At 48.5% G+C, this 23,448-nt stretch carries 20 protein-coding genes (1 of these 20 running past the window's edge); 16 read left to right on the forward strand and 4 right to left on the reverse strand.

Annotated elements, in window-relative coordinates:
- Window positions 1-139: 139 nt before the first annotated feature.
- The 3 genes from ACJJIR_RS05450 to ACJJIR_RS05460 all read left to right on the forward strand — a co-directional run bounded on the left by ACJJIR_RS05450 (window position 140) and on the right by ACJJIR_RS05460 (window position 3,825).
- Entirely contained in the window at window positions 140-1,072 is a 933-nt protein-coding gene (locus ACJJIR_RS05450; RefSeq protein ID WP_444907582.1) for a hypothetical protein, read from the forward strand.
- Between the two features lie 122 nt (window positions 1,073-1,194).
- Complete coding sequence (locus ACJJIR_RS05455; RefSeq protein WP_444907583.1) at window positions 1,195-1,452, forward strand: macro domain-containing protein; 258 nt, start codon at window positions 1,195-1,197, stop codon at window positions 1,450-1,452.
- A 432-nt stretch (window positions 1,453-1,884) separates the two neighbouring features.
- Window positions 1,885-3,825: a hypothetical protein gene (locus ACJJIR_RS05460; RefSeq protein ID WP_444907584.1), complete on the forward strand. Its 1,941-nt coding sequence runs from the start codon at window positions 1,885-1,887 to the stop codon at window positions 3,823-3,825.
- Between the two features lie 270 nt (window positions 3,826-4,095).
- On the opposite strand, the gene ACJJIR_RS05465 is transcribed toward ACJJIR_RS05460, so the two are convergent.
- Window positions 4,096-4,764 (reverse strand): FecR family protein, encoded by a 669-nt coding sequence (locus tag ACJJIR_RS05465; RefSeq protein ID WP_444907585.1) that lies wholly within the window; start codon window positions 4,762-4,764, stop codon window positions 4,096-4,098.
- Between the two features lie 556 nt (window positions 4,765-5,320).
- On the opposite strand from ACJJIR_RS05465, the gene ACJJIR_RS05470 reads away from it, so the two are divergent.
- On the forward strand, window positions 5,321-6,109 hold the full coding sequence (locus ACJJIR_RS05470) for a TauD/TfdA family dioxygenase (RefSeq protein ID WP_282933761.1): 789 nt from the start codon (window positions 5,321-5,323) through the stop codon (window positions 6,107-6,109).
- A gap of 54 nt (window positions 6,110-6,163) precedes the next feature.
- Entirely contained in the window at window positions 6,164-6,883 is a 720-nt protein-coding gene (locus ACJJIR_RS05475) for a sulfite exporter TauE/SafE family protein (RefSeq protein ID WP_444907586.1), read from the forward strand.
- 42 nt (window positions 6,884-6,925) lie between these two features.
- Here ACJJIR_RS05475 and ACJJIR_RS05480 read toward each other — a convergent pair whose 3' ends face one another.
- Window positions 6,926-7,531, reverse strand: coding sequence for a tRNA-uridine aminocarboxypropyltransferase (locus tag ACJJIR_RS05480; protein WP_444907587.1), 606 nt, complete (start codon window positions 7,529-7,531; stop codon window positions 6,926-6,928).
- A 31-nt stretch (window positions 7,532-7,562) separates the two neighbouring features.
- Here ACJJIR_RS05480 and ACJJIR_RS05485 point away from each other — a divergent pair, with 31 nt between their 5' ends.
- Window positions 7,563-7,997 carry a GNAT family N-acetyltransferase gene (locus ACJJIR_RS05485; protein ID WP_444907588.1) on the forward strand — a complete coding sequence of 145 codons (435 nt, stop codon included), beginning with the start codon at window positions 7,563-7,565 and terminating at the stop codon, window positions 7,995-7,997.
- Window positions 7,998-8,159: 162 nt separating this feature from the next.
- Here the strand turns inward: ACJJIR_RS05485 and ACJJIR_RS05490 are convergent, their stop codons facing one another.
- Both ACJJIR_RS05490 and ACJJIR_RS05495 read right to left on the reverse strand, forming a co-directional pair.
- The gene (locus tag ACJJIR_RS05490) at window positions 8,160-10,892 is read right to left on the reverse strand and encodes a discoidin domain-containing protein (protein ID WP_444907589.1); all 2,733 of its coding nucleotides are present in this window, start codon (window positions 10,890-10,892) and stop codon (window positions 8,160-8,162) included.
- A gap of 518 nt (window positions 10,893-11,410) precedes the next feature.
- Entirely contained in the window at window positions 11,411-13,444 is a 2,034-nt protein-coding gene (locus tag ACJJIR_RS05495) for a glycoside hydrolase family 16 protein (protein WP_444907590.1), read from the reverse strand.
- Between the two features lie 698 nt (window positions 13,445-14,142).
- Here ACJJIR_RS05495 and ACJJIR_RS05500 point away from each other — a divergent pair.
- The 10 genes from ACJJIR_RS05500 to ACJJIR_RS05545 form a co-directional block, all read left to right on the forward strand.
- Entirely contained in the window at window positions 14,143-14,655 is a 513-nt protein-coding gene (locus ACJJIR_RS05500) for a CinA family protein (protein WP_444907591.1), read from the forward strand.
- A 174-nt stretch (window positions 14,656-14,829) separates the two neighbouring features.
- Window positions 14,830-15,864, forward strand: coding sequence for a recombinase RecA (recA, locus tag ACJJIR_RS05505; protein ID WP_282933754.1), 1,035 nt, complete (start codon window positions 14,830-14,832; stop codon window positions 15,862-15,864).
- On the forward strand, window positions 15,865-16,350 hold the full coding sequence (locus ACJJIR_RS05510) for a regulatory protein RecX (protein ID WP_444907592.1): 486 nt from the start codon (window positions 15,865-15,867) through the stop codon (window positions 16,348-16,350).
- Window positions 16,351-16,450: 100 nt separating this feature from the next.
- Window positions 16,451-17,929 carry a glycerol kinase GlpK gene (glpK, locus tag ACJJIR_RS05515; protein ID WP_444907593.1) on the forward strand — a complete coding sequence of 493 codons (1,479 nt, stop codon included), beginning with the start codon at window positions 16,451-16,453 and terminating at the stop codon, window positions 17,927-17,929.
- 48 nt (window positions 17,930-17,977) lie between these two features.
- The gene (locus tag ACJJIR_RS05520; RefSeq protein ID WP_444907594.1) at window positions 17,978-18,988 is read left to right on the forward strand and encodes a class I fructose-bisphosphate aldolase; all 1,011 of its coding nucleotides are present in this window, start codon (window positions 17,978-17,980) and stop codon (window positions 18,986-18,988) included.
- 39 nt (window positions 18,989-19,027) lie between these two features.
- The gene (locus ACJJIR_RS05525; protein ID WP_444907595.1) at window positions 19,028-19,861 is read left to right on the forward strand and encodes an alpha/beta hydrolase; all 834 of its coding nucleotides are present in this window, start codon (window positions 19,028-19,030) and stop codon (window positions 19,859-19,861) included.
- A gap of 139 nt (window positions 19,862-20,000) precedes the next feature.
- Window positions 20,001-20,186 carry a Trm112 family protein gene (locus ACJJIR_RS05530; RefSeq protein ID WP_108734085.1) on the forward strand — a complete coding sequence of 62 codons (186 nt, stop codon included), beginning with the start codon at window positions 20,001-20,003 and terminating at the stop codon, window positions 20,184-20,186.
- A gap of 4 nt (window positions 20,187-20,190) precedes the next feature.
- Window positions 20,191-20,538 carry a histidine triad nucleotide-binding protein gene (locus tag ACJJIR_RS05535; protein ID WP_413662882.1) on the forward strand — a complete coding sequence of 116 codons (348 nt, stop codon included), beginning with the start codon at window positions 20,191-20,193 and terminating at the stop codon, window positions 20,536-20,538.
- A gap of 72 nt (window positions 20,539-20,610) precedes the next feature.
- On the forward strand, window positions 20,611-23,220 hold the full coding sequence (gene alaS / locus ACJJIR_RS05540; RefSeq protein WP_444907596.1) for an alanine--tRNA ligase: 2,610 nt from the start codon (window positions 20,611-20,613) through the stop codon (window positions 23,218-23,220).
- Between the two features lie 132 nt (window positions 23,221-23,352).
- Window positions 23,353-23,448: the 5' end (the start) of an aspartate kinase gene (locus tag ACJJIR_RS05545; protein WP_413662880.1), read on the forward strand. 1,137 nt of this gene lie beyond the right edge of the window; only the first 96 of its 1,233 coding nucleotides appear in the window; it begins with the start codon at window positions 23,353-23,355; its stop codon lies beyond the right edge, outside the window.

The following is a 23,448-nucleotide window of genomic DNA, read 5'->3' on the forward strand; positions in this document are numbered from 1 at the left end:
TGCCTGGAAGGGCCTTTGTGGATTTATTGATTTTTTATTATTACAATGAATGATAAGCTCTGATGGTCAGCATAAAAGATAAGATATATGCTACCGTCGGTAGCATCTTTAGTTAGATTAAGTGTGGAAATATTGAGTCATGGAAGTAGACATAGTTACATTTGTTTCTTCATTGGGGGTTTCTTCTTTTACTGCTGTCTGGCTAACAAAATTACTTGTTTCTCATCGGCTTAAAAAAGATTTGCAAGTCCATAGGGTTAAGCTTGAAAAATCACTTGATGCATTTAAAGGTGAGCAAGATGGTCAGGTTAGGAAAGATGTTGAACTATATTTAAAACAGCATGACGCAGATATTAAGTATAATTTTGAGGCCAGGGCTCGTCTTTATCACGCTATTGGGCCATTAAAATTTCAGCTTTTGTTGGCTGCTCGAGACTTTAAAGTCAGGGTGTCAGAGATGCCAAGAAATCCATATAGTATTAATTTGGGTGGGCATTATGGTAAAAGTACCATATATCGTTTGGCTAGACTTCTCTGTCTTTCAGAGCTTATAGAAAGCAAGGTCGCGTATGCTGATTTTGCTGTAGATGATTCATCGATTAAGTTACTAGAATTTAAGAAGTCTTTGTTTGTTATGCTGTCTGGCTCAAAAGTGATTTGCCATCATCCTAAGGCTAATTGGAAAACACAAAAAGAACATATATTTTTTGATGTACTGTCGAATATTGGTAATGCTCTAGTTGTTCACGAAGGTCAATCAATAATGCGATGTATGTCTTTTTCAGAGTTTTCTGACGAGCTTGTGAATATTGATTTTGTGGATAAACTTTCGCCCCTTGTTGATGTCATGTCTGGGTTTTGTCTCAAAGATACACCAATTCTTTGGGTTAGATTATCTTGTATTGCCGTACTGTGTAACAAATTAATCGATGAAATTGGCCGGCCAGTTGGGTTTAAATATACTTCTATTGATTTGGTTTCTCTTTTAAAAAACAGTGATGATAAATATATTCATTGTAAAGCTGATAAGTATGTAAGATTATGTCGTGAAACAATGAGTGAGGGACTTTAGTCGGGTACATTATAGTAGGCTCGTGTATGATGTTTTCTAAATATGATATGAGTGTTATTTAATATTAGGTTCTGCCTATGCTGCCAGATTAAATCTGCTTAATTGATAAATCCAAGGAGCTTGTGGAAGCTTGGAGTGAAGTATTTGAAGATGTTGAAAGTGTAGATTTTATTGAGGGTGATTTATTTTCCAGGTCAACTGATGTAATGGTTAGCCCTGCCAATAGCTTCGGAATTGTGGATGGAGGGTTAGATCTGCCAATTAGGGATAGGCTCGGTTTTCAAGTAGAGGATCGGGTGCAAGAACGGATCAAATACGACTTTCATGGAGAGCTTCCGGTAGGATCAGCAGTCGTAGTACCTACCTCCCATGAGAATTAGCCATATTTAATATCAGCTCCAACTATGCGAGTGCCGGAAGAGGCTTCCAATACGCTAAATGCATATTACGTTTTTCGAGCAATCTTAAACTCTTTGCAGCTATTTAACCGATCAAACTCCTCGGAGAGAATTAACTCGATTCTATGTCCTGGCCTGGGAACAGGTATAGATAGCTTATCGGCTAGGCGTTGTACAGGCCATATGCGAGCAGCCTATAACTCCTTATCCAAGCCTTCAAGAATACCCAGTTATACAGAAATACATGCAACACATAGAGGGCTGCAATTAGCTTACTAGTGCATAGTAAGTATCTTTATAGAAAGTGAGTGAAAAATAGTCAGGAAAGCTTTAAGCTGCATTGAGTTGAGAAGTACATCTTCTTTTAGCAGATTAAGGCTTTAGGCATAAGTACCAGTACTAAGGGGATACTCTATGGCGTTTGATTACGGCTCGATTGATTTGGGCCTGAAGAACCCTTTTAAGAAAGAAGGCCGGGTTACCGCAATTAGGGGGGGAGTTCAGTTTCTTGTAGCCCTAATCTTGCTGTTTATCGCTGCTGGCCAGGTGAAGTCGGACCCGGTAAGTGGTTGGGTGCTTGTCGTGGTGGGGGCAATCCTGCTGGTCGGCGGTATCAGGGCTCTATCAGGCGGCATTTTGGCCTTATTGCGCTTCTTTGTTGGTCGAAATCATCCCGTATCATTAGCTTTTAACCATTCTAAATCTGAAACGAGTACGGCATCAGAAGAGAAGAATGAAGTGGCTTATACCGCTTCCGGCTTAGAAGAGATGTTAGTTGGCCGTAAGAATCCAACCTTTCTAGAGCCTAAGGGCTTCTTGGCTCGGGTATTACACAGTATCTTCCCTAAATTGCTTTATATGCCATACCCCATTCGAAATATGGCTCAGGCACAGTTTGGCGCATGGGTAAGTACATTAACTGTCTTGCTTTCTTATGTCATTGTCGCTTTTATTTGTCTTAATGGTTTTGCTGGTGATATGGGAGAAAAGCTATTCCCGATGTACTCTGCCATCGCTTTACTTTATACATTGATTGTATGGCACTCTGCGAGTAAAGGTATTTCACGGGAAGCCCAGAAAAGTGTAGCGAGCCTTACGGGGGGAAGTATTGCAAAAACGATATTATTCTCGATTGTGGTGCCTCTGTTGCTAGGATTGGGGTTAAGTTTAGGCGTTGAGGCTTTTAAGGGGGAAGGTACTACTTCCCTAGATGAAATAATCAGTGTGTCCGGCGTATTGACTGAAGCTTTACCGAGCTTTAGCCCGTTCTTGTATATTCTTGGGGTTATATTTGTAGGCGCTGCTTGTAGTTTTGCTGTTGTCTATATGCTGCGCTTTAGAAGCGAAATAGCAAACCCAGTCACTGAGGTTTCTGAATTAAGGGATAACTGGCAGGAATCGGTTCACCCGAAGGAAATCTTTATAAACTTGGATAACCTTGTGATGGCAAATCGTCGTTATAAGGAAGTGCCCAATCGTATTTACAGAGAGCTTGATCCAAAACTTGAAGAGCAAGTGGATGGTAAAGGTTCATTCAATGGGGAAATGATCCAGGAAGTACAACCTACCGTTCGTCCTGTTGATTTGGGTGATAAATTCAAGCTGATTCGCGATATTAGTCTTTTCGCAGGTAATGCGCTTTATATCGTTGTTACTGCGCTAGCTATTTGGCTTGCATATTCTTTGATTGATGTTATTCACTTCTTTCAGCCGGAATCTCTTACAGCCATTAAACAGGAGTTTGGAGCCTTAGACGAGGAAGCTGGCCGCTTAGCTCTGCTAGAACAGTATATTTCAGCAGGCGGCGCGCTCTGTATGACGCTAATTCACCTGCTATTGATAGGATTTATTCTTAATACATTTGCTCGCTTGTTGGTCAATACGGCACATATCTTCTTTGCTGAGATGCAGTTTGAATCACTATTGGTGTATTTTAAATGCGAAGGGACATTCACTGAATCTAAGATCTCAACGGGCACTGGAATACATGACAGTACTCGTTCTGAAAATGTACTAGTCAGAAGTTCGATTACGCCTTGGGTGATAGTAACCAGGGTTGTCTCAAGTACATTTGCCGCATCTGGCATGAGAAACTTGGAGTATCCAAGGCATATACTTGAAATGCATAAGTCTGAACGCGATTTATCTGAAATCAGGGATGACGTAATTAGTTTCTTGAAAGATAGAGAGTCTATTGCCTCCATTACAAGCAGCAGAGACCTAGAAAACACTTCGAATATTCATGCTATTAATCGGCAAAGTCGCGCTCTGCCAATGACAGAACAGGGACAATTAGCTCAAGATGAAAATGCGGCTGGTTATTTGAGGCAAGAAGATAAGGACACGGTTGAGTAGGATTTACAGCCTTTTCTTTGGCTCTACTGTCACTTACCTTGAGTGAAAGTGATAAAAAAAGCTGGCAAGGTTCGGAGTCTCTGGACCAGAAAGAGAATTCCTGGTACCCCTTGCCAGCTGAGGGTACTAGGCTAGCAAATTACGTATTTTTAGTAATACTGAGCCCCTAAGATTGACCGTATTTGCTGGTAGAATTACAGAAAAGTACTGTTTTATCTTTATTGTTAGGTACACAAGACCACTTTTGTTGGTATTTAACAAGCTAGGTTATTATTCTGGAAGCAGCTCTAGCACTGTGTGAGACTCTTCTTTTGTGATTTTCAGGTTATAAGATTTGCTCAGACAGAGCACGGTATCTTCTATATGATTCAGGTCATAAACTCCACTAACAAGTAGTCTACTAGTGTTCTGGTCTCTCGTCACAAGTGGTGTATTTGTAAAGCGATTTAGCGATATTAGAAGTTCTGTTAATCTGATGTTATCAGCCTTTGTAAATCCACTTCCCCAATCCTTATAGCTGGAAACCTCAAAATCTTTGATTGCACCGGTGTTGTGCTCAGTTACTTTGAGCATCTCCCCTTTCTTTATTTCGGCGCGATTTTTATTTTGTTTTATTGGGCTGACGGTGATATTCCCTTCTAGAACAGTGACTTCTGTTACTCCATATCGCTGGTCAATATTGAAGGTGGCTTTATGTGTACGGATCAATGCTTGTCGTGATTCTACTATAAATGGCCAGGTTACCTCTTTACAAATGCCTATTTGGGCCGCCCCATTTAATAGACGTATGCGTCTGCGTGTCTCTGAATAATTGACGAGTACTTTAGTTGTGGCGCTCAACTTTATATGGCTGCCATCGGGGAGGGTTTGTTTAGATATTTCCTTGGGAGCTGTTTGGTAACGGCATTTAAATGGCTCCCGTGTCTTTAAATCTTCCATACTTTTCCCCTCGGCTTGGCTCGAAAGCAGAATTGGTCCTTATAGGTGGGACCTTAGTCCGTTTTATATATTTTGTTGTGAGCGCCTGACTTTTTATTATTCCACCTGATTGGGGAATTAATAGGGCATGCTTGTCTCCGATACTGGCTCTTATCTTGCGACGCTTTCTTTTCTTTTTTAAGGGGGATTTGTTGTGGTTTTATTAAATGGTCATGACTAGAGAGCTATTTCGCTGTGTTTTACCGTACTACGATAAATTTTATCTGCTTGGAGGTAGGTTATCTTGGCCTGAACCGGCGATTGTTGCTGTTTTGTGAAAACAGGGGGCTAATTAGGGTGGCCTGGGTTACTTTGTGATAGACGATTCAGAGAGTTTCCACGGGGACACTTACTTTTTCGATGTAAAAGAGCTTTAAACGCCATCATGGACTAAAGTTGGAGACGTATGAGTTTGGTACATGTGTGATATTTGGCATAAAGATTGCTCCTTTTATCTTGTGGGTAGAAGTTCATATTGTGGAAATCGTAAAGGAATTGTTCATCAAGGGAGCTGAAAATGTCGTCACTCTATTTTTCATCGCATGCCATGCCACTTAGAGTCCCAAGTTACTGCTGCTTTGAACTTGGGTCCTGTTCGGACATAGAGTATGAAAGTTATAAGATCGCCCTGTTTAAAAAGGGGATTGCGCTTATCCATCTCAAATTTTCTGATGATTCTGCTGAAGTGATGGAGGATATTGTCAATACCATTGGGTTGGTACATGAGCATGATTCTATGGGGCGAACGGTTTGGGATGTGAGGATTGGTGGTGAGACAGGTGATGAGGCATTGGCTATATCTCATAGTGATAGAGAATTCTTCTTGCACAATGACGGTGCTTTTGAATCGGAGATGCCTGGCTACTTTGGTCTCTTCGTTGTGCACGCTGATATGCATGGAGGCGGAGAAAATATTCTTGTCTGTGCCGACAGGATAATCGAGAGCCTCTCCGATAAAACTTTCCAGGTGCTTTCAAGTAGTAAGTTTAAACTGCGTGTTCCTGAAGAGTTTCGCAAGTCGTCTGAGTTTATAGAGGCATCCTTAATTGATGAGAGCCATGGTTTCAGATACAGGTATGATATTATCGAGCGTGAGTATTGCTCTTCAGATGAGCTTGATGCTTTACGTGAGCTGGAGCTAAAAATATCGTTGCCACATAATATGTTTAAGGTTAGGTTGAATAATAATCAGATATTGTTGTTGGATAATCGACGATACCTTCACGCAAGAACTGGAATAAAGGATAGGAAAAGGCACCTTAAACGAATACGTTTTAATATGCCTGCTATATCGAGGGTTGCTTAACGGGTGGTCATAGAGATAGTTATAGTTGGGTTGTTGCTTATTCTGGTAGCAGGTATGGCTCACGGAGCATTGGGGTTTGGTTTCCCAATGCTTGCGACGCCTATTCTGGCACTTGCTTATGATTTGAAAACGGCAGTGGTGTTAACCATCCTGCCGTCGCTTTTGGTAATTATATCCAGTCTTTATAAGTGCCGAGATTATAGGATTAATTTTTCTAAATATAGTTTAGTAATATTACTGGTGTCTCTTGGAAGCCTTACCGGAACATGGCTGTTAACCTGGGCAAATCCGGATATTCTCAAGTTGTTACTGGCGGTATCAATCTTGATCTACCTGTTTTCCAATCGTTTAAGGGTTTATCTATCCAAATTCTCCAGCCGGCCAGTACTTTTTCCTGTCATTATGGGCGGCTTGGCCGGGGTGATTGGTGGCGCAACTAATGCGATTGCGCCTCTACTGATGATTTACTTATTAGAAGTTGCCAAGTCATCAAAGGAAGTAATCCTTATTTCCAATATTTGTTTCTTGATTGGCAAGCTGATACAGCTTGCGGTGCTGTCAGTTTACTTGGGTTTTGATGAATTGGAGTTGATGTCGTTATCTGCAATTACCGTGTTTGCATATTTTGGACTTGTTATCGGATTTAAGCTTCAATCGAGGATTGATGAAGAACGATATCGATCGATTATTCGGTATGCCTTATCAATTTTTATGTGTGTGCTGACTTATCAGGGAATTTCTAATTTGATATTTCCTGATGGTGTGATTGTTTAGGTTTTCTGCTTGAGGTCTCACTGACTATGATAACCAAATGCCCTAAGCTGGCTCTACTGAGTAGCTCTGCTGTTGCAGGCTAATCATCTTTTCAAATGGTTGCAGAAGCTTGGAATACTCATTTTTATCTTCAAGTTGAGCCATAGCCAAGGCAATACTTTCAATGGTTGACAGACCATCCGCAACGGTGGTTTTCCGAATAGTGTAGTTGGATTTCAAGTCCCCACTGAGATTGACTCTTGGAAGCTGTTGTAGCTTGGGGTTCAGGTGGAGAATCTTTTTAGATTTTTTCCAAGTCGCATCAATAACAATTAGCTGTTCAATCGTTTCCAGCTGATTCTGGTGGCTAGGGGTATTATTCTCTTCAGCTAATTGGGGTGTTTGGGGTAGCCATGATAGTGACGGATAGAGTAAAGCGCTGGGTGTATCGAGTAGCCTGTCCAGCTGTTGATTAGGAAGGGTTTCAAAAATAAGCATTTCACTGTTATTTAAACACAGGTGCGCCATACGCCCGGTATTGAACGGGTGCTTCTCTTCTTGTGGGTGCTGTATGATCACCACTTTTATGGTATTAGCCAGGCTCACCAACGCACTGCAGTAGCAGACATTGGGCGGGCGCAGGCAGGTGCTACAGGTCTCTCTGGGCATTTTTCTACTTCAGGGGTACAGGGGCAGGTTTATGGCGAAAACGCAGCCTTCTAATAGTGTTCAGTGGCTGGCAGATATAGAGATTCCGCTAGCGAACAAATTTTATCGCATGTATGGATTTCGTGGCAAAGCCAAACGCCATGAGGATTGTGGGATAGTGCGCGGCGAACGGGGGGAGGTGATTGCCTGCGGTTATTTGCGGCGCTATGAGACCTTTAAGCTCCTGGCCGGAGTTGCTGTTGCACCAGATTATCAAGGGCAGGGTGTTGCAAGACAGCTGCTGACGTTCCTTGCTGAACGTTTTGATAGTGACACCTATACATTTCCCTACGACCACCTGGAGCCTTTTTACTCCTCTTTGGGGTTTGAGAGGGTTGAAGTGAATGAGTTAAGTGGTCCTGTTGGGGATTTATTCCGTAGTTACGTAAAGCAGGGGCGCTCGATTCTTGCGATGGTCTACCGCTAGCCTTGGGAAGATTATTATTTTCAGGTTGGATTTGAATTAGAAAGAATTACTGTGCAAAGGTGTGTAGCACCTCTAGCTTTGGAATTTTAGTTCCTTCGGGGACAGTTTATAGGTAGAGCAGCACTGTAGAAGTACTGCCCAAGTTGCTACTACCAGCTGTAATTAATAAGTGTTAATTTCCCAAATGGAGTAGCCGTACACGGTATTGCGTTCGGTGCAGTCAATCTTCAGGTAACGGTAGTTTCCCTCTACGGTGATTGCGTCGGTGCGTTCACCGGTTCCCATTCCGGAAAATGACTCAACAGTTGTCCAGTTGCTGCCATCGGTACTGCCGAGCAGAGTGTAGGCAGCCGCATTGGCAGTTTCCCAGTCGATATTGAGGGTGCCAATGGACTGTACAGAGCCCAAGTCATAAGTCAGGCTGACATTGTCCACACCGTGGGCACTCTCCCAGCGGGTGCTACTGTCTCCGTCGATTGCCAGTTCAGCACTTTGCAGTTCAGAGGTTGCAGAGATACTTGAAGCTTGGCTGTCGCCACCAGTTAAGCCCAGTTCCCAGATGGAGTAGCCATAGCTTGTGCTGCGCTCAGTGAAGTACAGGCGCACATATCGATAGCTTCCACTTAGAGAGTGCTCATCGGTTCTCTCTCCGGCGCTACCACCACTAAAGTTGGCCAGTGTGGTCCAGGAAATAGTGTCGTTACTGCCTTGGACCGCATAGGTCGCAGCGTTGGCTGTTTCCCAGTCGATTGTCAGGGTGTTCAGAGCTTCTGCCTCACCCAGGTCCAGTAGTACCCATACTGAGTCACCGCCATGGGCGCTTTCCCAGCGGGTGCTGCTGTTATCATCAACTGCATTTGCGATGGGCTGGATTTCGTTGCTGGCGGTGACGGTAGCCTGTGCAATCAGGTCCTGGCTGCCAGCTTCACCGCTATCGCCAGAGCCTTCGCCGTCGTCCTCGTCGCCTCCACTATCGGAATCGTCACCGGAGTCATCGTTGCCGCCAGTACCGCCAGAGAAGTAGATATTGTCGATCTCGATATCGCTGATTTCTCCATCCACGCCTAGAAGCTCGAATAGTTGAACCACGTTAGACATGTCTACTTCATCACTGAAGTCGCTTACGGGGATAGAGATCTGGTGCCACTGGCCATCCCGTGCGAAACCGTAGGGATCGGCGCCATTGGCAAAGTCAATCCACTTTTGTTCTACATCGTCAATGCTGCCGCTCTTCATGCCGATCTTAAAGGTCGTGGTGGAGCTGCTTTTCAAAGCAAAATTGAGCGTGGCGGTATCGTTGTCGAAGGCTGACATATCGTAGTAATAGTCAGCAGTGAAAGCCATGCCAAACCAGCCAGCACCTGCGGAGGTGTAGGACAGGGACTCAGATCCTTCGTAAGGGGAAGGAGAAGTTTCGATCAGGGTTTCGCCCCAGATATACAGATTGCCATCAGTGCCCAGTTCGAAACTGGAGTCGGCCTCGGTGTTTTCACTGTATAGGGAGAAGGTGCCGCTTGGCGTGGTTTTTTCGACGCTCTCACTAAAGTAAATATCGTCAATGGAAAGGGTAAAGGCTTCTGACGGTCCATCGCCGCGTACCATAAATGCCTGGCTAATGGTGTTGTAGTCCACCCCAAATTTGCTCAGGGGGATACTCACCTCGTGCCATTGCCCATTCCGTTCCAGGCCAAAAGTATCGCCTTCTACGCTCAGGTCCACCCACGACTCACCACCGCTGGTACTGTTGATACCGATGCCGATAGTCTCTTCGCTAGTGGTTTTCATGCGGAAGTTCAGGTGACCATTTTGATAGTTCATCAAATTCAGGTCGTAGTGCATCCATACACCCATGCCATACCATTCGCCGGTATCGATTTGGAACTCCAGGGCATCACTCTCGTCGACGCTGGATTGGCTTTCCATATTGTTCCAGACGTAGAGCTCGATATCAGTGCCAAACGTCAGGGATTCGGAAATATCGCTGCTGTCCCCGAACACGCCCAGGTGGCCGCTTTTGGCGGTATCGGCAGCCAGGGAGAGCTCGGTGCTGTAGCTGCTGTCATCGTTGTCGTAGATACGTACGTAGTCAACATACATCTTTGCGGGCATTGGGGCAGTGATCTCGCTGTTGTCATAGATCTGCGGGAAGATGCCACCTACTGCCAGGTTGAGAATTAAAAAGTTATGCTGGCGAAATTCATCGAATGCGGAATCACTGGTATCCGTCAAAGCTGCGATTTGGTTGGATTCGTCGTCCACCCACATAACGATGCTATCGGGCGTCCAGGTCATGCCGAAGATATGGTAATCCTCAGTGAGGTCGGAGCTGGAACCGAAGTCCTCAACCAGGTTTTGCGATACACCATAATCTGCTTGCCCGGTGTAGTCGTCGGACTCGTGCCACCAGTGGAAGGCTCCGGAAATTTCAGAATTTACGACGCCGGCTTCTAGCGCTTCGGCCATACCCGCTTCGAGAATATCCAGTTCGCCACAGGCAGGCCAACCGGCTTGACCGTAGTCGCTGCCCAGTTGCCAGAATGCTGGCCATAGTCCCGCATCCAAATCCGGCAATTTAATTCGAGCTTCAATGGTTCCGTATTTGTAGGACAGACGCCCGAGAGACTTTAGGCGAGCAGAAGTAAAACTGCCGTCACTTTCCTGTACGGCCTGAATAATCAGGTTGCCGTCTTCGACATAAGCGTTGTCGCTGTCATCGGTATAATTTTGTAACTCGTTGTTACCCCAGCCGGAGTTGCCAACATCGTAGGTCCAGACGGAGGTGTCGATAGTGTCTCCGTCAAAATTATCTTCCCAGACCAAAGTTTTTGCATTGGCTATTGAGGACACAAAGGTGCCGACAATAGCTGCGGCTATCGCTGATTTTTTAATAATCATAATTTTCTTTCGTTGTTAATTATTTATAAGAATAAAATGCCTGATAGGAATGGTGTGACTCAGTCAAATGTTACTTGTGGATTTAATGAATGCAGATTACTTAAATTGTAATTGCCTAAAATTCACGCGAAAAACAGGCGCTGGTCACGGGCAAAGCCTAGCAAAACGATTGTTCCACAGGAAAGCGAATCTGGACCCCTTATCGCAGTTGTAGTCCTGCTTATCGCATACACTTGAAAAATTATTTTTTTGTAATTTTTTTACAAGAAAATAAATTCCTTTTTGTGTTTTTGTTTGCAAGTGTTTTGTGCGGGAATTCTGTTTTTGGTCTTTCTGTGTTGGGCAAAAGTGCAAGCAAATTTAATCTGGATTTATTGTTGTTGCGCTTTCCCTCACACAGGATCATATCTTTAAAAGATAATATCTGACGGCAGACAGGGCGGGTTTTGATGCTGGTGAAAAAATTGGGTGGCGTAAAAAAGAAAAGGGCGCTGCTATTTAGCGGCGCCCTTGTATTTTTAATGTCTACGGGGTCCCTGTGCGCATCGTGCAGGTGGGGTGCAGTTTCCATGGCGATGCTTGTGCCTTTTATGATGAGGGTGGCACTTATGGGAGTGTGGGCGACAGTTGTCATTACTATCGCTGTCTGAGCTTCCGCCGGAGAAATAGATATCGTCAATTTCAATATCGCTGATATCTCCATCGACGCCCAGTAGTTCAAATAACTGAATAACATTTGACATATCTACCTCGCTACTGAAATCAGTAACGGGGATTGATATCTGGTGCCACTCGCCATCCCGCGCGAATTCATAAGGATCGGAGCCGCTGGCAAATTCAATCCACTGCTGGCCAATATCGCTGACGCTACCGCTCTTCATGCCAATCTTAAAGGTGGTTTCTGAGCTGGTTTTCAGGGCGAAATTCAGCGTTGCAGTATCATTATCGAAGGCGGATAGATCGTAGTAGCTGTCGGCAGTAAATGCCATTCCAAACCAGCCAGCCCCGGAGGAGTAATAGGAGAGGGATTCTTCACCTTCGAATGGGGTTTGAGTGGCCTCTAGCAGGGTATCGCCCCAAATATACAGGTTGCCATCAGTTCCCAGTGTGAAAGTTGAATTGGCCTCTGTAGTTTCGGTGTAGAGAGAAAAGACACCGGTTGGGGCTGTTTTTTCCACACTTTCGCTAAAGTAGATATCGTCAATGGATAGGACAAAATCTTCAGAGGCGGCATCACCTCGAATCATAAATGCCTGACTGATAGTGTTGAAGTCCACTCCCAATTTACTCAGGGGGATACTGACCTGATGCCATTCGCCATCGCGCTCCAGGCCGTAGGTACCATCACCATCCACCAGGTCTACCCAGGCATCTCCGCCACCAGTACTGGAAATACCAATGCCGATAGTTTGGCTGCTGGTGGTTTTCATTTTGAAATTGAGATGACCGTTTTCGTAGTTCATTAGGTTTAGGTCATAATGCATCCAGAAACCCATACCGAACCATTCACCAGCGGTAATATCAAACTCGAGGGCTTCATCACCCTCGGCAGCTTCGGCGCTGACAGTAGCTGACATGCTGTTCTGGTTCCAGACATACAGCTCGGTATCGGTGCCGAGCTCCAGGGATTCGGAGAGGTTACTGCCCTCGGAAAATACGCCGATATCACCTGTTTTGGCGGTGTCTTCTGCCAGGGAGATTTCTGTGCTGTAGCTGCTGTCGTCGTTATCGTAGATGCGAACATAGTCCACATACATTTTGGCGGGCATCGGTGCGGTGATTTCACTGTTAGCGTAAATCTCTGGGAAGACGCCACCTACCGCTAAGTTCAGGATCAGGAAGTGGTGTTGACGGAACTCGTCAAATGCGGGGTCTTCACTGCCGATGCTAATAATTTCATTGGCTTCGTCGTCGACCCACATGACGATGCTGTCCGGTGTCCAGGTCATACCGAAAATATGGTAGTCCTCGGTGAGGTCAGTGCTGGAGCCGAAGTCATCAATAAGGTTTTTCGATTGACCGTAGTCCGCCTGGCCTGTGTAGTCATCGGATTCATGCCACCAATGGAAAGCGCCGGAAACTTCTGAGTTGACCGTGCCGGCACTGAGCGCGTCGGCCATGCCCGCCTCGAGAATATCCAGTTCGCCGCAAGCGGGCCAGCCCACTTGGCCGTAGTCGCCACCCAGCTGCCAGAAGGCGGGCCACAATCCGGCATCCAGGTCAGGTAATTTAATGCGGGCTTCAATGGTGCCGTATTTATAAGTCACACGACCCAGGGATTTCAGGCGGGCGGAAGTAAAACTGCCGTCGTCGTTTTGCAGTGCTTGAATAATAAGGTTGCCATCTTCGATATAGGCATTGGCGCTATCATCGGTGTAGGTTTGCAGCTCATTGTTACCCCAGCCTGAGTTGCCCACATCGTAAGTCCAAACGGACTTATCAATACTGTCGCCGTCGAAATTATCTTCCCAGACCAAAGTTTTTGAATTGGCAAGTGAGGACACACAGGCGCCTACAATAGCAGCCGCGATCGCTGATTTTTTTAAATTCATGATTTTGTCTTTCTTTAATTATCTATGGGGGTGCCAACTTCATTGTGTTTTTATATTGGCGGTGATCTGCCACGATGATCAATGCTTGTTGGGCTTGGGGATTTATCTGCTTTTTTATTGTGATATTTATATATTCAGTACAGCAGTAACAGACTAACAAAAAGCCGATTGTTGCATAGGCAAAGCCCGGGCCCTTTATCGTGAGACTGGTCCAACTTATCGCATATACAAAATTTTTCTGCTTCAAAATTAGAATCAGCCAGTGCGTATTAATGTGTTTTTACATTGTTTACGTTTTTATTTTTAAATTGGCTGTTGCTTATTGGATTGCCCGCTTGAAATTATTTGCTGAATTAAGGCCCCTTTTAAAATTTAAATTCTAATTTGAAGGTGGGCCGGCGGCGGAAATTAGAATTGGCAACCCGGCTCCCATAGGTAGTTTTATTTTCTAGAGTGCTGCCGCCGCTTGCGAGCGCTTCGACAGCGTGAGATTTATCTTTTGGTGTCGGCGCCGGTGTGGATTGAGTTTTTAAAGGGGTTGTGGCTTCACCACTGAGGGGCGGTTGTATATTCGGTATGGGGCAGCTTACTTAAAATGGAATTTGTAAGCTTGCTGCAGGTCGGCACCCAGAATAAGAGCCCACTTCTGTGCTGTAATATTTGGTTGTGGCCCAGGAGCGGTTGAATAGGAAGAAACGGTGGAATACAGAGAGATAACTGAGCTTGCCAGAGAGTTGGGCGGGGAGCTGGAAAAGAGAGATTGGCGTGTGACGGCGGCAGAATCTTGCACCGGTGGTGCGATTGCGGCGGCTATAACCTCTATAGCGGGTGCTTCGAATTGGTTTGATGGATCGATCGTGAGCTATGCGAATCGTATCAAGAACGGTGTTCTGGGTGTCGACAGCAATGATCTCAAGCAGTTTGGGGCAGTGAGTGAGCCGGTCGCCCGGCAGATGGCTTGTGGGGTTCTGGCGATGATGGATGCCAATCTCGCCGTTGCGGTCAGTGGTATCGCGGGGCCTGATGGTGGCACTGCCGAGAAGCCGGTAGGTACGGTTTGGATTGCCTGGGCCCATGCGGAGGGGCAAGAGCCAGTGCAGATTGATGCGAAGTGTTTTCTGTTTAGTGGCAATCGGGCAGAGGTGCAATCGCAGACGGTCGTTGAGGCGATGAAGGGAATGTTAAGGATTGTTCGTGAGCACCCGGTTTGAACTTGTCCGCTGGGTCAATCTTTGTTCGTTTGCCCCGGCTTCAGACTTCTTTTTGAAGTGAGGCTCACTCAGTCTGAAGCTGGTACTCAGTATATGGAATTACTGGTTGCCTATACAGTAATCCTTCGTTAAGCTTGCCACCACTCAATTCAGCTCAGAAATACGGGAATGGTCATGGATTCCAATAAAGACAAGGCATTAAAGGCGGCGCTATCTCAGATTGAACGTCAGTTCGGTAAAGGCACTGTGATGCGTATGGGAGACAAGGAGCGCGAGCGTATTCCTGCGATCTCCACCGGCTCCCTCGGCTTGGATGTGGCCCTGGGTATAGGCGGCTTGCCGCGTGGCCGTATCGTTGAAATCTATGGACCAGAATCTTCCGGTAAGACCACCCTCACCTTGCAGGTGATTGCCGAGGCCCAGCGCAAGGGTGGCACTTGTGCTTTCGTGGATGCAGAGCACGCCCTCGACCCTATCTACGCTGAAAAACTGGGTGTCAACGTCGATGAGCTGATCGTATCCCAGCCGGATACCGGTGAGCAGGCGCTGGAAGTTGCCGATATGCTAGTGCGCTCCGGTGCCGTTGATGTGCTGGTAGTAGACTCCGTTGCGGCCCTGACCCCGCGCGCTGAGATCGAAGGTGAGATGGGTGATTCCCACGTGGGCTTGCAGGCTCGTTTGATGTCCCAGGCTCTGCGTAAGCTCACTGGTAATATCAAGAACACCAACACCCTGGCGATCTTCATTAACCAGATTCGCATGAAGATCGGTGTTATGTTCGGCAGCCCTGAAACCACTACTGGTGGTAATGCACTCAAGTTCTACTCTTCTGTGCGTTTGGATATCCGTCGTATCGGTTCCGTTAAAGATGGCGATGAGGTGGTGGGTAACGAAACCCGAGTGAAGGTGGTTAAGAACAAGGTCGCTCCTCCGTTTAAGCAGACCGAGTTCCAGATCATGTATGGCGAAGGCATTAACATGATTGGTGAGGTCGTCGATTACGGCGTGAAGATGGGGCTGGTGGATAAAGCCGGAGCCTGGTACAGCTACAAGGGTGACAAAATTGGCCAGGGCAAGGCGAACGCTACCAAGTTCCTGCGCGATAACCCCGATATTCGCAACGAGATTGAAGGCCAGTTGCGTGCGCAGCTGCTCGGTGATTTAGTGCCTGCGACCCCTGAAGAGGCTGCGGAATTACCGGAAGAGTAAATGCCGTACTCAAAAGCGGATTTTTCCGTTGATCCAGCTCAAGCGCTTTTCAGCGCGGCGCTTGAGCTGTTGACCCGCCGCGAGCACTCCCGCCATGAATTGAGGCAAAAGCTCGCGGCAAAATTCCCCAGCGCCGATTTCGACACGCTATTTGAGCGCCTACACGAACTCAACTATCAATCCGATCAACGCTTTGCCGAAGTTTTTGCCCGCTCCCGTGTCCAGCGCGGTCAGGGGCCGATGCGTATTCGCCAGGAGCTACAGCAGCGCGGCGTGCGCGGTGAACTAATTGCCCAGACGCTGGATCAGTTGGAAGTGGATTGGTTTGAGTTAGCTGCGGAAATGCTTCAGAGAAAATACCGGGCCCCTATGAGCGCAGAGCTTCCACGGGATCAGTGGATGAAGGAGCGAGCGCGGCGCCAGCGATACCTGGCTTACCGGGGCTTCCCCACGGATGCGATTAGCTGGGCGCTGGACGGCAATTAATCGGGCTTATACTCTGACTACTGCCTGAATGACTGGTCGATAGATTTCGGCCGTATTTTCAGGTACAGAAAGAGACTAAAAGAATAAGTGCGAGAACCCTATGATCCTGTCTATTGACCAGGGCACCACCGGTACCACGGCCTTTATCTTCGATAGTAAAGGCCACCTGATTGGTCGCAGTTACTCGGAAATTCCCAATCGTTATCCCCAGCCTGGCTGGGTTGAGCAGGATGCGGAAGAGATTTGGTCGGTAACTCTCCGGGTCTGTGCCGCAGCACTCCAGCGCGCAGGTGTTCGCGCATCGGATATCACCGCGGTGGGAATTACCAACCAGCGTGAGACCACGATCGTCTGGGATAGGTATACCGGCGAGCCGGTTTTTCCTGCGATTGTGTGGCAGTGCCGGCGCTCGGCAGAGGTATGCCGGGAGTTGGGGGAACTCGGCAGGTCTGATTGGTTGCGAGAGCGCAGTGGCCTATTGCTGGATGCTTACTTTTCCGCAAGTAAGTTGACTTGGCTGTTCCGCCGCAACCCGGATTTACTAACCCGAGCTCAAAATGGCGACCTGTGTTTCGGCACCGTAGATAGCTGGTTGATCTGGAAAATGAGCGGTGGCAAAGCCCATCTCACCGATCACACCAATGCCAGTCGTACCCTCCTGTACAACATAAAAGATAAAGCCTGGGATAGTGAGCTGCTGGATTTTTTCCAGTGCCCTGAATCCATTCTTCCCAGAATTCTACCGTCGGCTGGCCACTTTACCGATACAGACCCCCACGCTTTTCTCGGCACATCGGCTCCGATTTGTGGTGTTGCCGGGGATCAGCAGGCAGCACTGTTTGGCCAGGGTTGTACCGAGCCCGGTAGTATAAAAAATACCTACGGAACTGGCTGCTTTATGCTGGCTTTTGCCGGCGAGGATCGCCCGGAGCTACCCCAGGGGTTGCTGGCTACAGTGGCCTGTAATGCCCAGGGTAATCCGGCCTATGCCGTAGAGGGTTCAGTTTTCACAGCGGGCTCCGCTATACAGTGGCTGCGGGATGAGATGGGAATGATCCAGCAGGCGGTGGATACCGAAATTATCGCCCAGAGTATTCCTCATACCCGCGGCGTTTATCTTGTGCCTGCATTTAGTGGACTGGGTGCGCCGCACTGGGACCCATCGGCACGGGGGACTATTTGCGGCTTGAGTCGGGGGGCTGGTCGAGCTGAGGTGGTGCGTGCCACTTTGGAATCTATAGCTTACCAGAGTGATGAGCTGGCCCGTTTGATGGAGCAGGCCCTGGGCTTGCCGATTACCCATATGCGTGTGGATGGGGGTGCTTGCGCGAATAATTTCCTGATGCAATTCCAGGCGGATGTTTCCTCTTTGCGTGTTGAACGGCCCCGGCAGATTGAGTCCACAGCTATTGGTGCTGCGTTGCTGGCTGGTATTGGAAGTGGAACCTGGCGACCAAAGGAATTACCGGAGTGTTTGCAGGAAATTGAACGGGACTTTATGCCGGCAATGACTCAGGCGGAGAGGGAGCAGTTGTTGGCTGGTTGGCGGAGGGCGGTAAAAGCCTGTAAAGCTTTTTAGGCTGGACCGCCTATCCTCTTAGCGTAATAACCTAAGGGAGGGGTGGAGATGTCACATATCGATATGCTGGAGGAAACTGTAGCAACTTTGGTCGATGGTCAAAGAGGTATCCTGGCTGCCGATGAGAGTGGCGGCACTATTGCCAAGCGCTTTGCCATGATTGGAGTGGATTCCACTGAGAAAAACCGGCGCGACTACCGTGCTGCGCTGCTGTCCTGTAAGGGGTTAGGTGAATGTGTCAGCGGCGTTATTTTGTTCGAGGAAACTCTGGGGCAAAAAGATGCCGAGGGTCAGCCCTTGCCGGAAGTGGCAGCGTCACAGGGGATAGTGCCGGGCATTAAGGTGGATAAGGGCAAGGGCCCTCTGCCTGGAGCGCCTGGGGATATGATCACCTACGGGTTGGACGGGTTGTCTGAGCGCTTGCAGCAATATAAAAAGCAAGGAGCTCGCTTCGCCAAGTGGCGCGAAGTCTATCCTATTGGCCATCACAACCCCACGCGCCTGGGGCTTACCGCAAATGCTGAGATGTTGGCCCGCTATGCAGCGGTATGCCAGGCCGAAGGGGTGGTTCCTATTGTCGAGCCAGAGGTTCTGATGGACGGTGAGCACGATATAGAGCGCAGTGCGGCGGTAAATGAGCGGGTTTGGCACTCTGTGTTCCACGCCCTCCACCAGCACGGGGTAATACTGGAGCTGATGTTGCTCAAGCCCAGTATGGTAACCCCAGGTGCGGAGGCGGAAACGGCTGATCCTGAGCAGGTGGCCGAATACACCCTGCGCAGCTTGCGGCGAACGGTCCCCGCAGCAGTGCCGGGAATTAACTTCCTTTCCGGGGGGCAGGGGCCAGGAGAGGCCACGGCCAATCTCAATGCAATGAATCAGCAGGGTGGTGGCCCCTGGCAGTTGAGCTTTTCCTATGGGCGCGCACTACAAGAGCCAGCACTCGCTGCTTGGCAAGGGCGCCCGGAGAATGTTGAAGCAGCCCAGGAAGCGCTACTTAAACGGTCCCGCATGAATCATTTGGCCATGCTGGGCAGGTACCGCGAAACCCTGGAATAGCAAATAGCTAGCAAAATAATAATCAATAAGGAGATTGCAATGGAGTTTGTCACCAGGGGAGTGACGCTGTATTACCGGCGCTGGTGGATAGAAGAAGCTGTGGGTGTAGTAGTTATATCCCACGGGTTGGGAGAGCACAGTGGGCGTTACAGTGAGCTGGCGGAGGACCTCAACCGAGCAGGGTACAGTGTCTATGCCCTAGATCATTATGGCCATGGATTGTCGGATGGGAAGCGCGGGGATATTGAGGATTTTGCACTTTATAGTGAGGATCTAAATGAATTTATCTCCTTGGTAAAAAGTGGAAACCCCGGGCTTGGGATGCATCTTCTTGGCCACAGTATGGGAGCTGTTATCGCCTGTGGCTGTGCTATTCGATATAAGTCTGTCGACAGTTTAAATCTTTCTGCACCGGGCTTTCGCGGCAAAAGTGAGCCAAAAGGCCTTCTGTTATGGCTCGCGCTATTTTTGGCTCGCTGGCTTCCGGGGTTGGCTCTTTCCAGTCAGATAAATAGTCAGTGGATATCTCGTAGTCCGGATGTGGTCAAGCGGTATGTCAGTGATGAACTTGTACATCACAGTATCTCTCTGCGCTGGTTTAAGACTTTTTTGCAGGAGCGGGAGTTTTTATCTGGCCGGTTAGACGGGATATCCATGCCTTGCCTTCTGTTATTGCCGGAATCAGACCATATTGTCGATGTGGAACTCAGTCGCAAGTGGTTTGGACAGGTGGGGTCAAAAAACAAGCAATTGCACTGTTTCTCAAGGTCTTACCACGAGGTATTTAATGAAATAGAGGAGGGACGTTTAGCCCGGGAGCTGCTACTTAGCCATCTCAATTCTGTTTCAGTAGAGACTGCTTCTGTCATATAAGGGTAAAAAAGCGCAAAGCTAACAGGTGGCGCAGCAGAAGCTATGGCGAATACCGTGTAAAAGCGTATGAAGCATTGTATGATACGCGGTCATTTTTGCCCATCGGAAGTATTACCGAGGGAAAATAGTGGGGTGGAACATGGATAAAAAGTTGCTGAGCCTGTTGGTATGTCCGGTGAGTAAAGCGCCGCTTGAATACCGGGAGGACACACAGGAGCTGGTTTGCAAGGCCAGTGGTCTAGCCTATCCGGTGCGAGACGGTATACCGGTAATGCTGGAATCTGAAGCGCGGCAGCTGACAGCCGAGGAAAAGCTGGAAAAGTAAACCAATGGGTGAACCCAGCGTTTTCAGTCAAATTATCTCGGGAGATATCCCTGCTGAGATGATCTACGAGGACGACCAGTGTGTCGTTATTGAGGATCGCGCGCCACAAGCGCCGACCCATCTCCTCATTATCCCACGCAAACCCCTAGTGAATTTATCCGCGGCTCAGGCTGAGGATAAATCCCTGCTCGGCCACCTTATGTGGCTGGCGGCAGAATTGGGGCGCAAGCTGGGGCTCGAGGGCTATCGACTGGTAGTTAATAACGGTCGAAGCGCAGGTCAAACCGTTTTTCACCTGCATGTTCACCTGCTTGCCCAAAAAAGAATGCCCGAACAGGGGCTGGCACAGTAGTGGAACAGAAGTGACACCGTGTCACTGACGCCAATCAAATAAAACTCAACTAACGAAGTGGAATTACGCCGGATGAAAAGCGCACAGATTCGCGACGCCTTTCTGAATTATTTTGCTGAGCAGGGCCATGCCATTGTGCCCTCCAGCTCCCTGGTTCCGGGCAATGACCCGACGCTGTTATTCACCAATGCCGGCATGGTGCAGTTTAAGGACACCTTCCTGGGGCAGGAAAAGCGTTCCTACAATCGCGCCACCAGTTCACAGCGCTGTGTACGTGCAGGAGGCAAGCATAACGACCTTGAAAATGTCGGTTACACCGCACGGCACCACACGTTTTTTGAAATGCTCGGTAACTTTAGCTTCGGCGACTACTTCAAGCGCGAAGCGATTCGCTTTGCCTGGGAGTTCCTGACCAAAGTATTGAACTTGCCGGAAGAGCGTCTCTGGGTAACCGTACATATCAGCGATGATGAAGCCGCTGATATTTGGCTGAAGGAAATGGGAGTGAGTGCCGAGCGCTTCTCCCGTCTCGACGAGGATAACTTCTGGCAGATGGGTGACACTGGTCCCTGCGGTCCAAGTTCTGAGATTTTCTACGATCACGGTGCCGATGTGCCCGGCGGCCCTCCCGGTTCCGATAATGACGACCTCGATCGCTATATCGAGATCTGGAACCTGGTATTTATGCAGTATGAGCGCACCGCTGATGGTGAACTGCACCCACTGCCCAAGCCCTCAGTGGATACCGGCATGGGGCTGGAGCGTATTGCCGCCGTAATGCAGGGAGTACACTCCAATTATGAAATTGACTTGTTCCAAGCGCTGCTGAAAGCGGCGGGAGAAGTGGTTGGCTGCAGCGACCTGGAAGAGAAATCCCTGCGAGTGATCGCCGACCATATTCGCTCTTGTTCATTCCTGATTGCCGATGGCGTAATGCCTTCCAACGAAGGCCGTGGATTTGTACTTCGCCGCATTATTCGCCGCGCAGTGCGCCATGGCCACAAACTTGGGCACAAAGATATCTTCTTCTACAAGCTGGTAGAAGCGCTTGCCGAGCAGATGGGTGACGCATACCCGGAGCTGCGTGAAAAGCAGCAGCTGATTGAGAATGCGCTGCGCAAAGAGGAAGAGCAGTTTGCGAAGACTCTGGATAAGGGAATGGCGCTGCTAGAGGATGCCCTGGCTTCCCTCGAAAGCAGTGAGATCCCCGGTGAGTTGGTATTTACTCTGCATGATACTTACGGCTTCCCGACAGACTTAACCCAGGATATTGCCCGTGAGCGCGATCTATCCCTGGATATGGATGGGTATGAAGCTGCTATGGAAGCCCAGCGCCAGAGAGCTCGCGCTGCCGGTAAATTTAAACAGGACTATACCGACGTCCTCGAACTGGAAGGGGCTACAGAGTTTCTCGGTTACAACGCGACCGAGGCAACAGGCAAAGTGTTGGCCATCGTCAAAGGTGGTGAGCAGGTTGAGCGCCTGGAAGACGGTGAAGAGGGTGCAATTGTTCTGGATAGGACCCCCTTCTACGCAGAGTCCGGTGGTCAAGTAGGTGATAGTGGCTATTTGAGTTCCGGTGATGCCCGCTTTGAAGTGCGTGATTGCACCAAGCAGAGCGCGCACCATTTGCATACTGGTAAGGTGTTGAAGGGGGGCATCGCTGTGGGCGAAACCCTTGAGGCAGTCGTATCTGCAGATGTTCGTCAATCCACCGCCCTGAATCACTCTGCAACCCATCTATTACATGCCGCCTTGCGCAAAGTGCTGGGCGAGCATGTCACCCAGAAGGGCTCCCTGGTGGACTCGGAGCGCCTGCGCTTTGACTTCTCCCACCCCGAAGCTGTAACGGCAAAGCAGCTGCACGCGATTGAATCCCTGGTTAATAGTCAAATTCGCGCAAATACCCCAGTTGAAACTCACGAAACCGATATTGAGTCTGCAAAAGCGATGGGCGCTATGGCTCTGTTTGGCGAAAAGTACGGCGATACTGTGCGTGTACTTTCCATGGGCAAAACCGATGACAAGGCTTTTTCCGTTGAGTTGTGTGGCGGTACTCATGTGAAGCGCACCGGTGATATTGGTTTGATTCGCATTGTTGGGGAAAGCGGTATTGCTTCCGGCCAGCGCCGAATCGAAGCGGTTACTGGCGCTCACGCAATGTCTTTGTTTGATCAGGCGCAGCAGCGTCTGGAGCATGTAGCGACTCTGCTTAAGGCGCGTCCGGACTCCTTGGCTGACAAAGTTGAACAGTTGCTGCTTAACAATCGAAAACTGGAAAAAGAGATTGCCCAGTTAAAAACCAAGTTGGCCAGTGGTGCTGGCGGAGACCTTTCCGCTCAGGCCATTGAGTTGGCGGGCTTTAAGTTGCTGGCAACCTCTATTGATGGAGCTGACCCCAAATCACTGAGAGATCTGGCGGATCAAATGAAGAATAAGCTGGGCAGTGGCGTGGTGCTGCTGGCGGCTCCGGGAGACGAAAAGGTGGCTTTGGTTGCCGCAGTGACCCAAGACCTGACAGATCGTCTTTCTGCGGGTGACCTTATGCGCTTTGCTGCCGGGAAACTGGGCGGCAAGGGTGGCGGTCGAAAAGACATGGCCCAGGGTGGTGGAACCGATGTGTCCGCGCTCCCTAATATGCTGAAAGAAGTGCCAAATTGGATTGAGCAATCCTTAAACTAGTTAAGTTTTGTCAAATTCGTGGTCTGAATTCGTAGTTGAGTTGATTTCGCAGAGGTTTGGTGATTAAGTGCGCGCCTGCACGAGTTGGGCAGGAAGCGTACTTATTGTGGAGCTAAGGAAACACAGTAAGTTATGAGTTTGTTCGTGCAGAAGTATGGCGGGACTTCAGTTGGCTCAATTGAGCGAATTGAAGCTGTGGCCGATAAAGTCGCCGCGTTTCGCGCTCAG

The sequence above is a fragment of the Microbulbifer maximicatervae (SeqCode) genome (genome assembly GCF_052467385.1).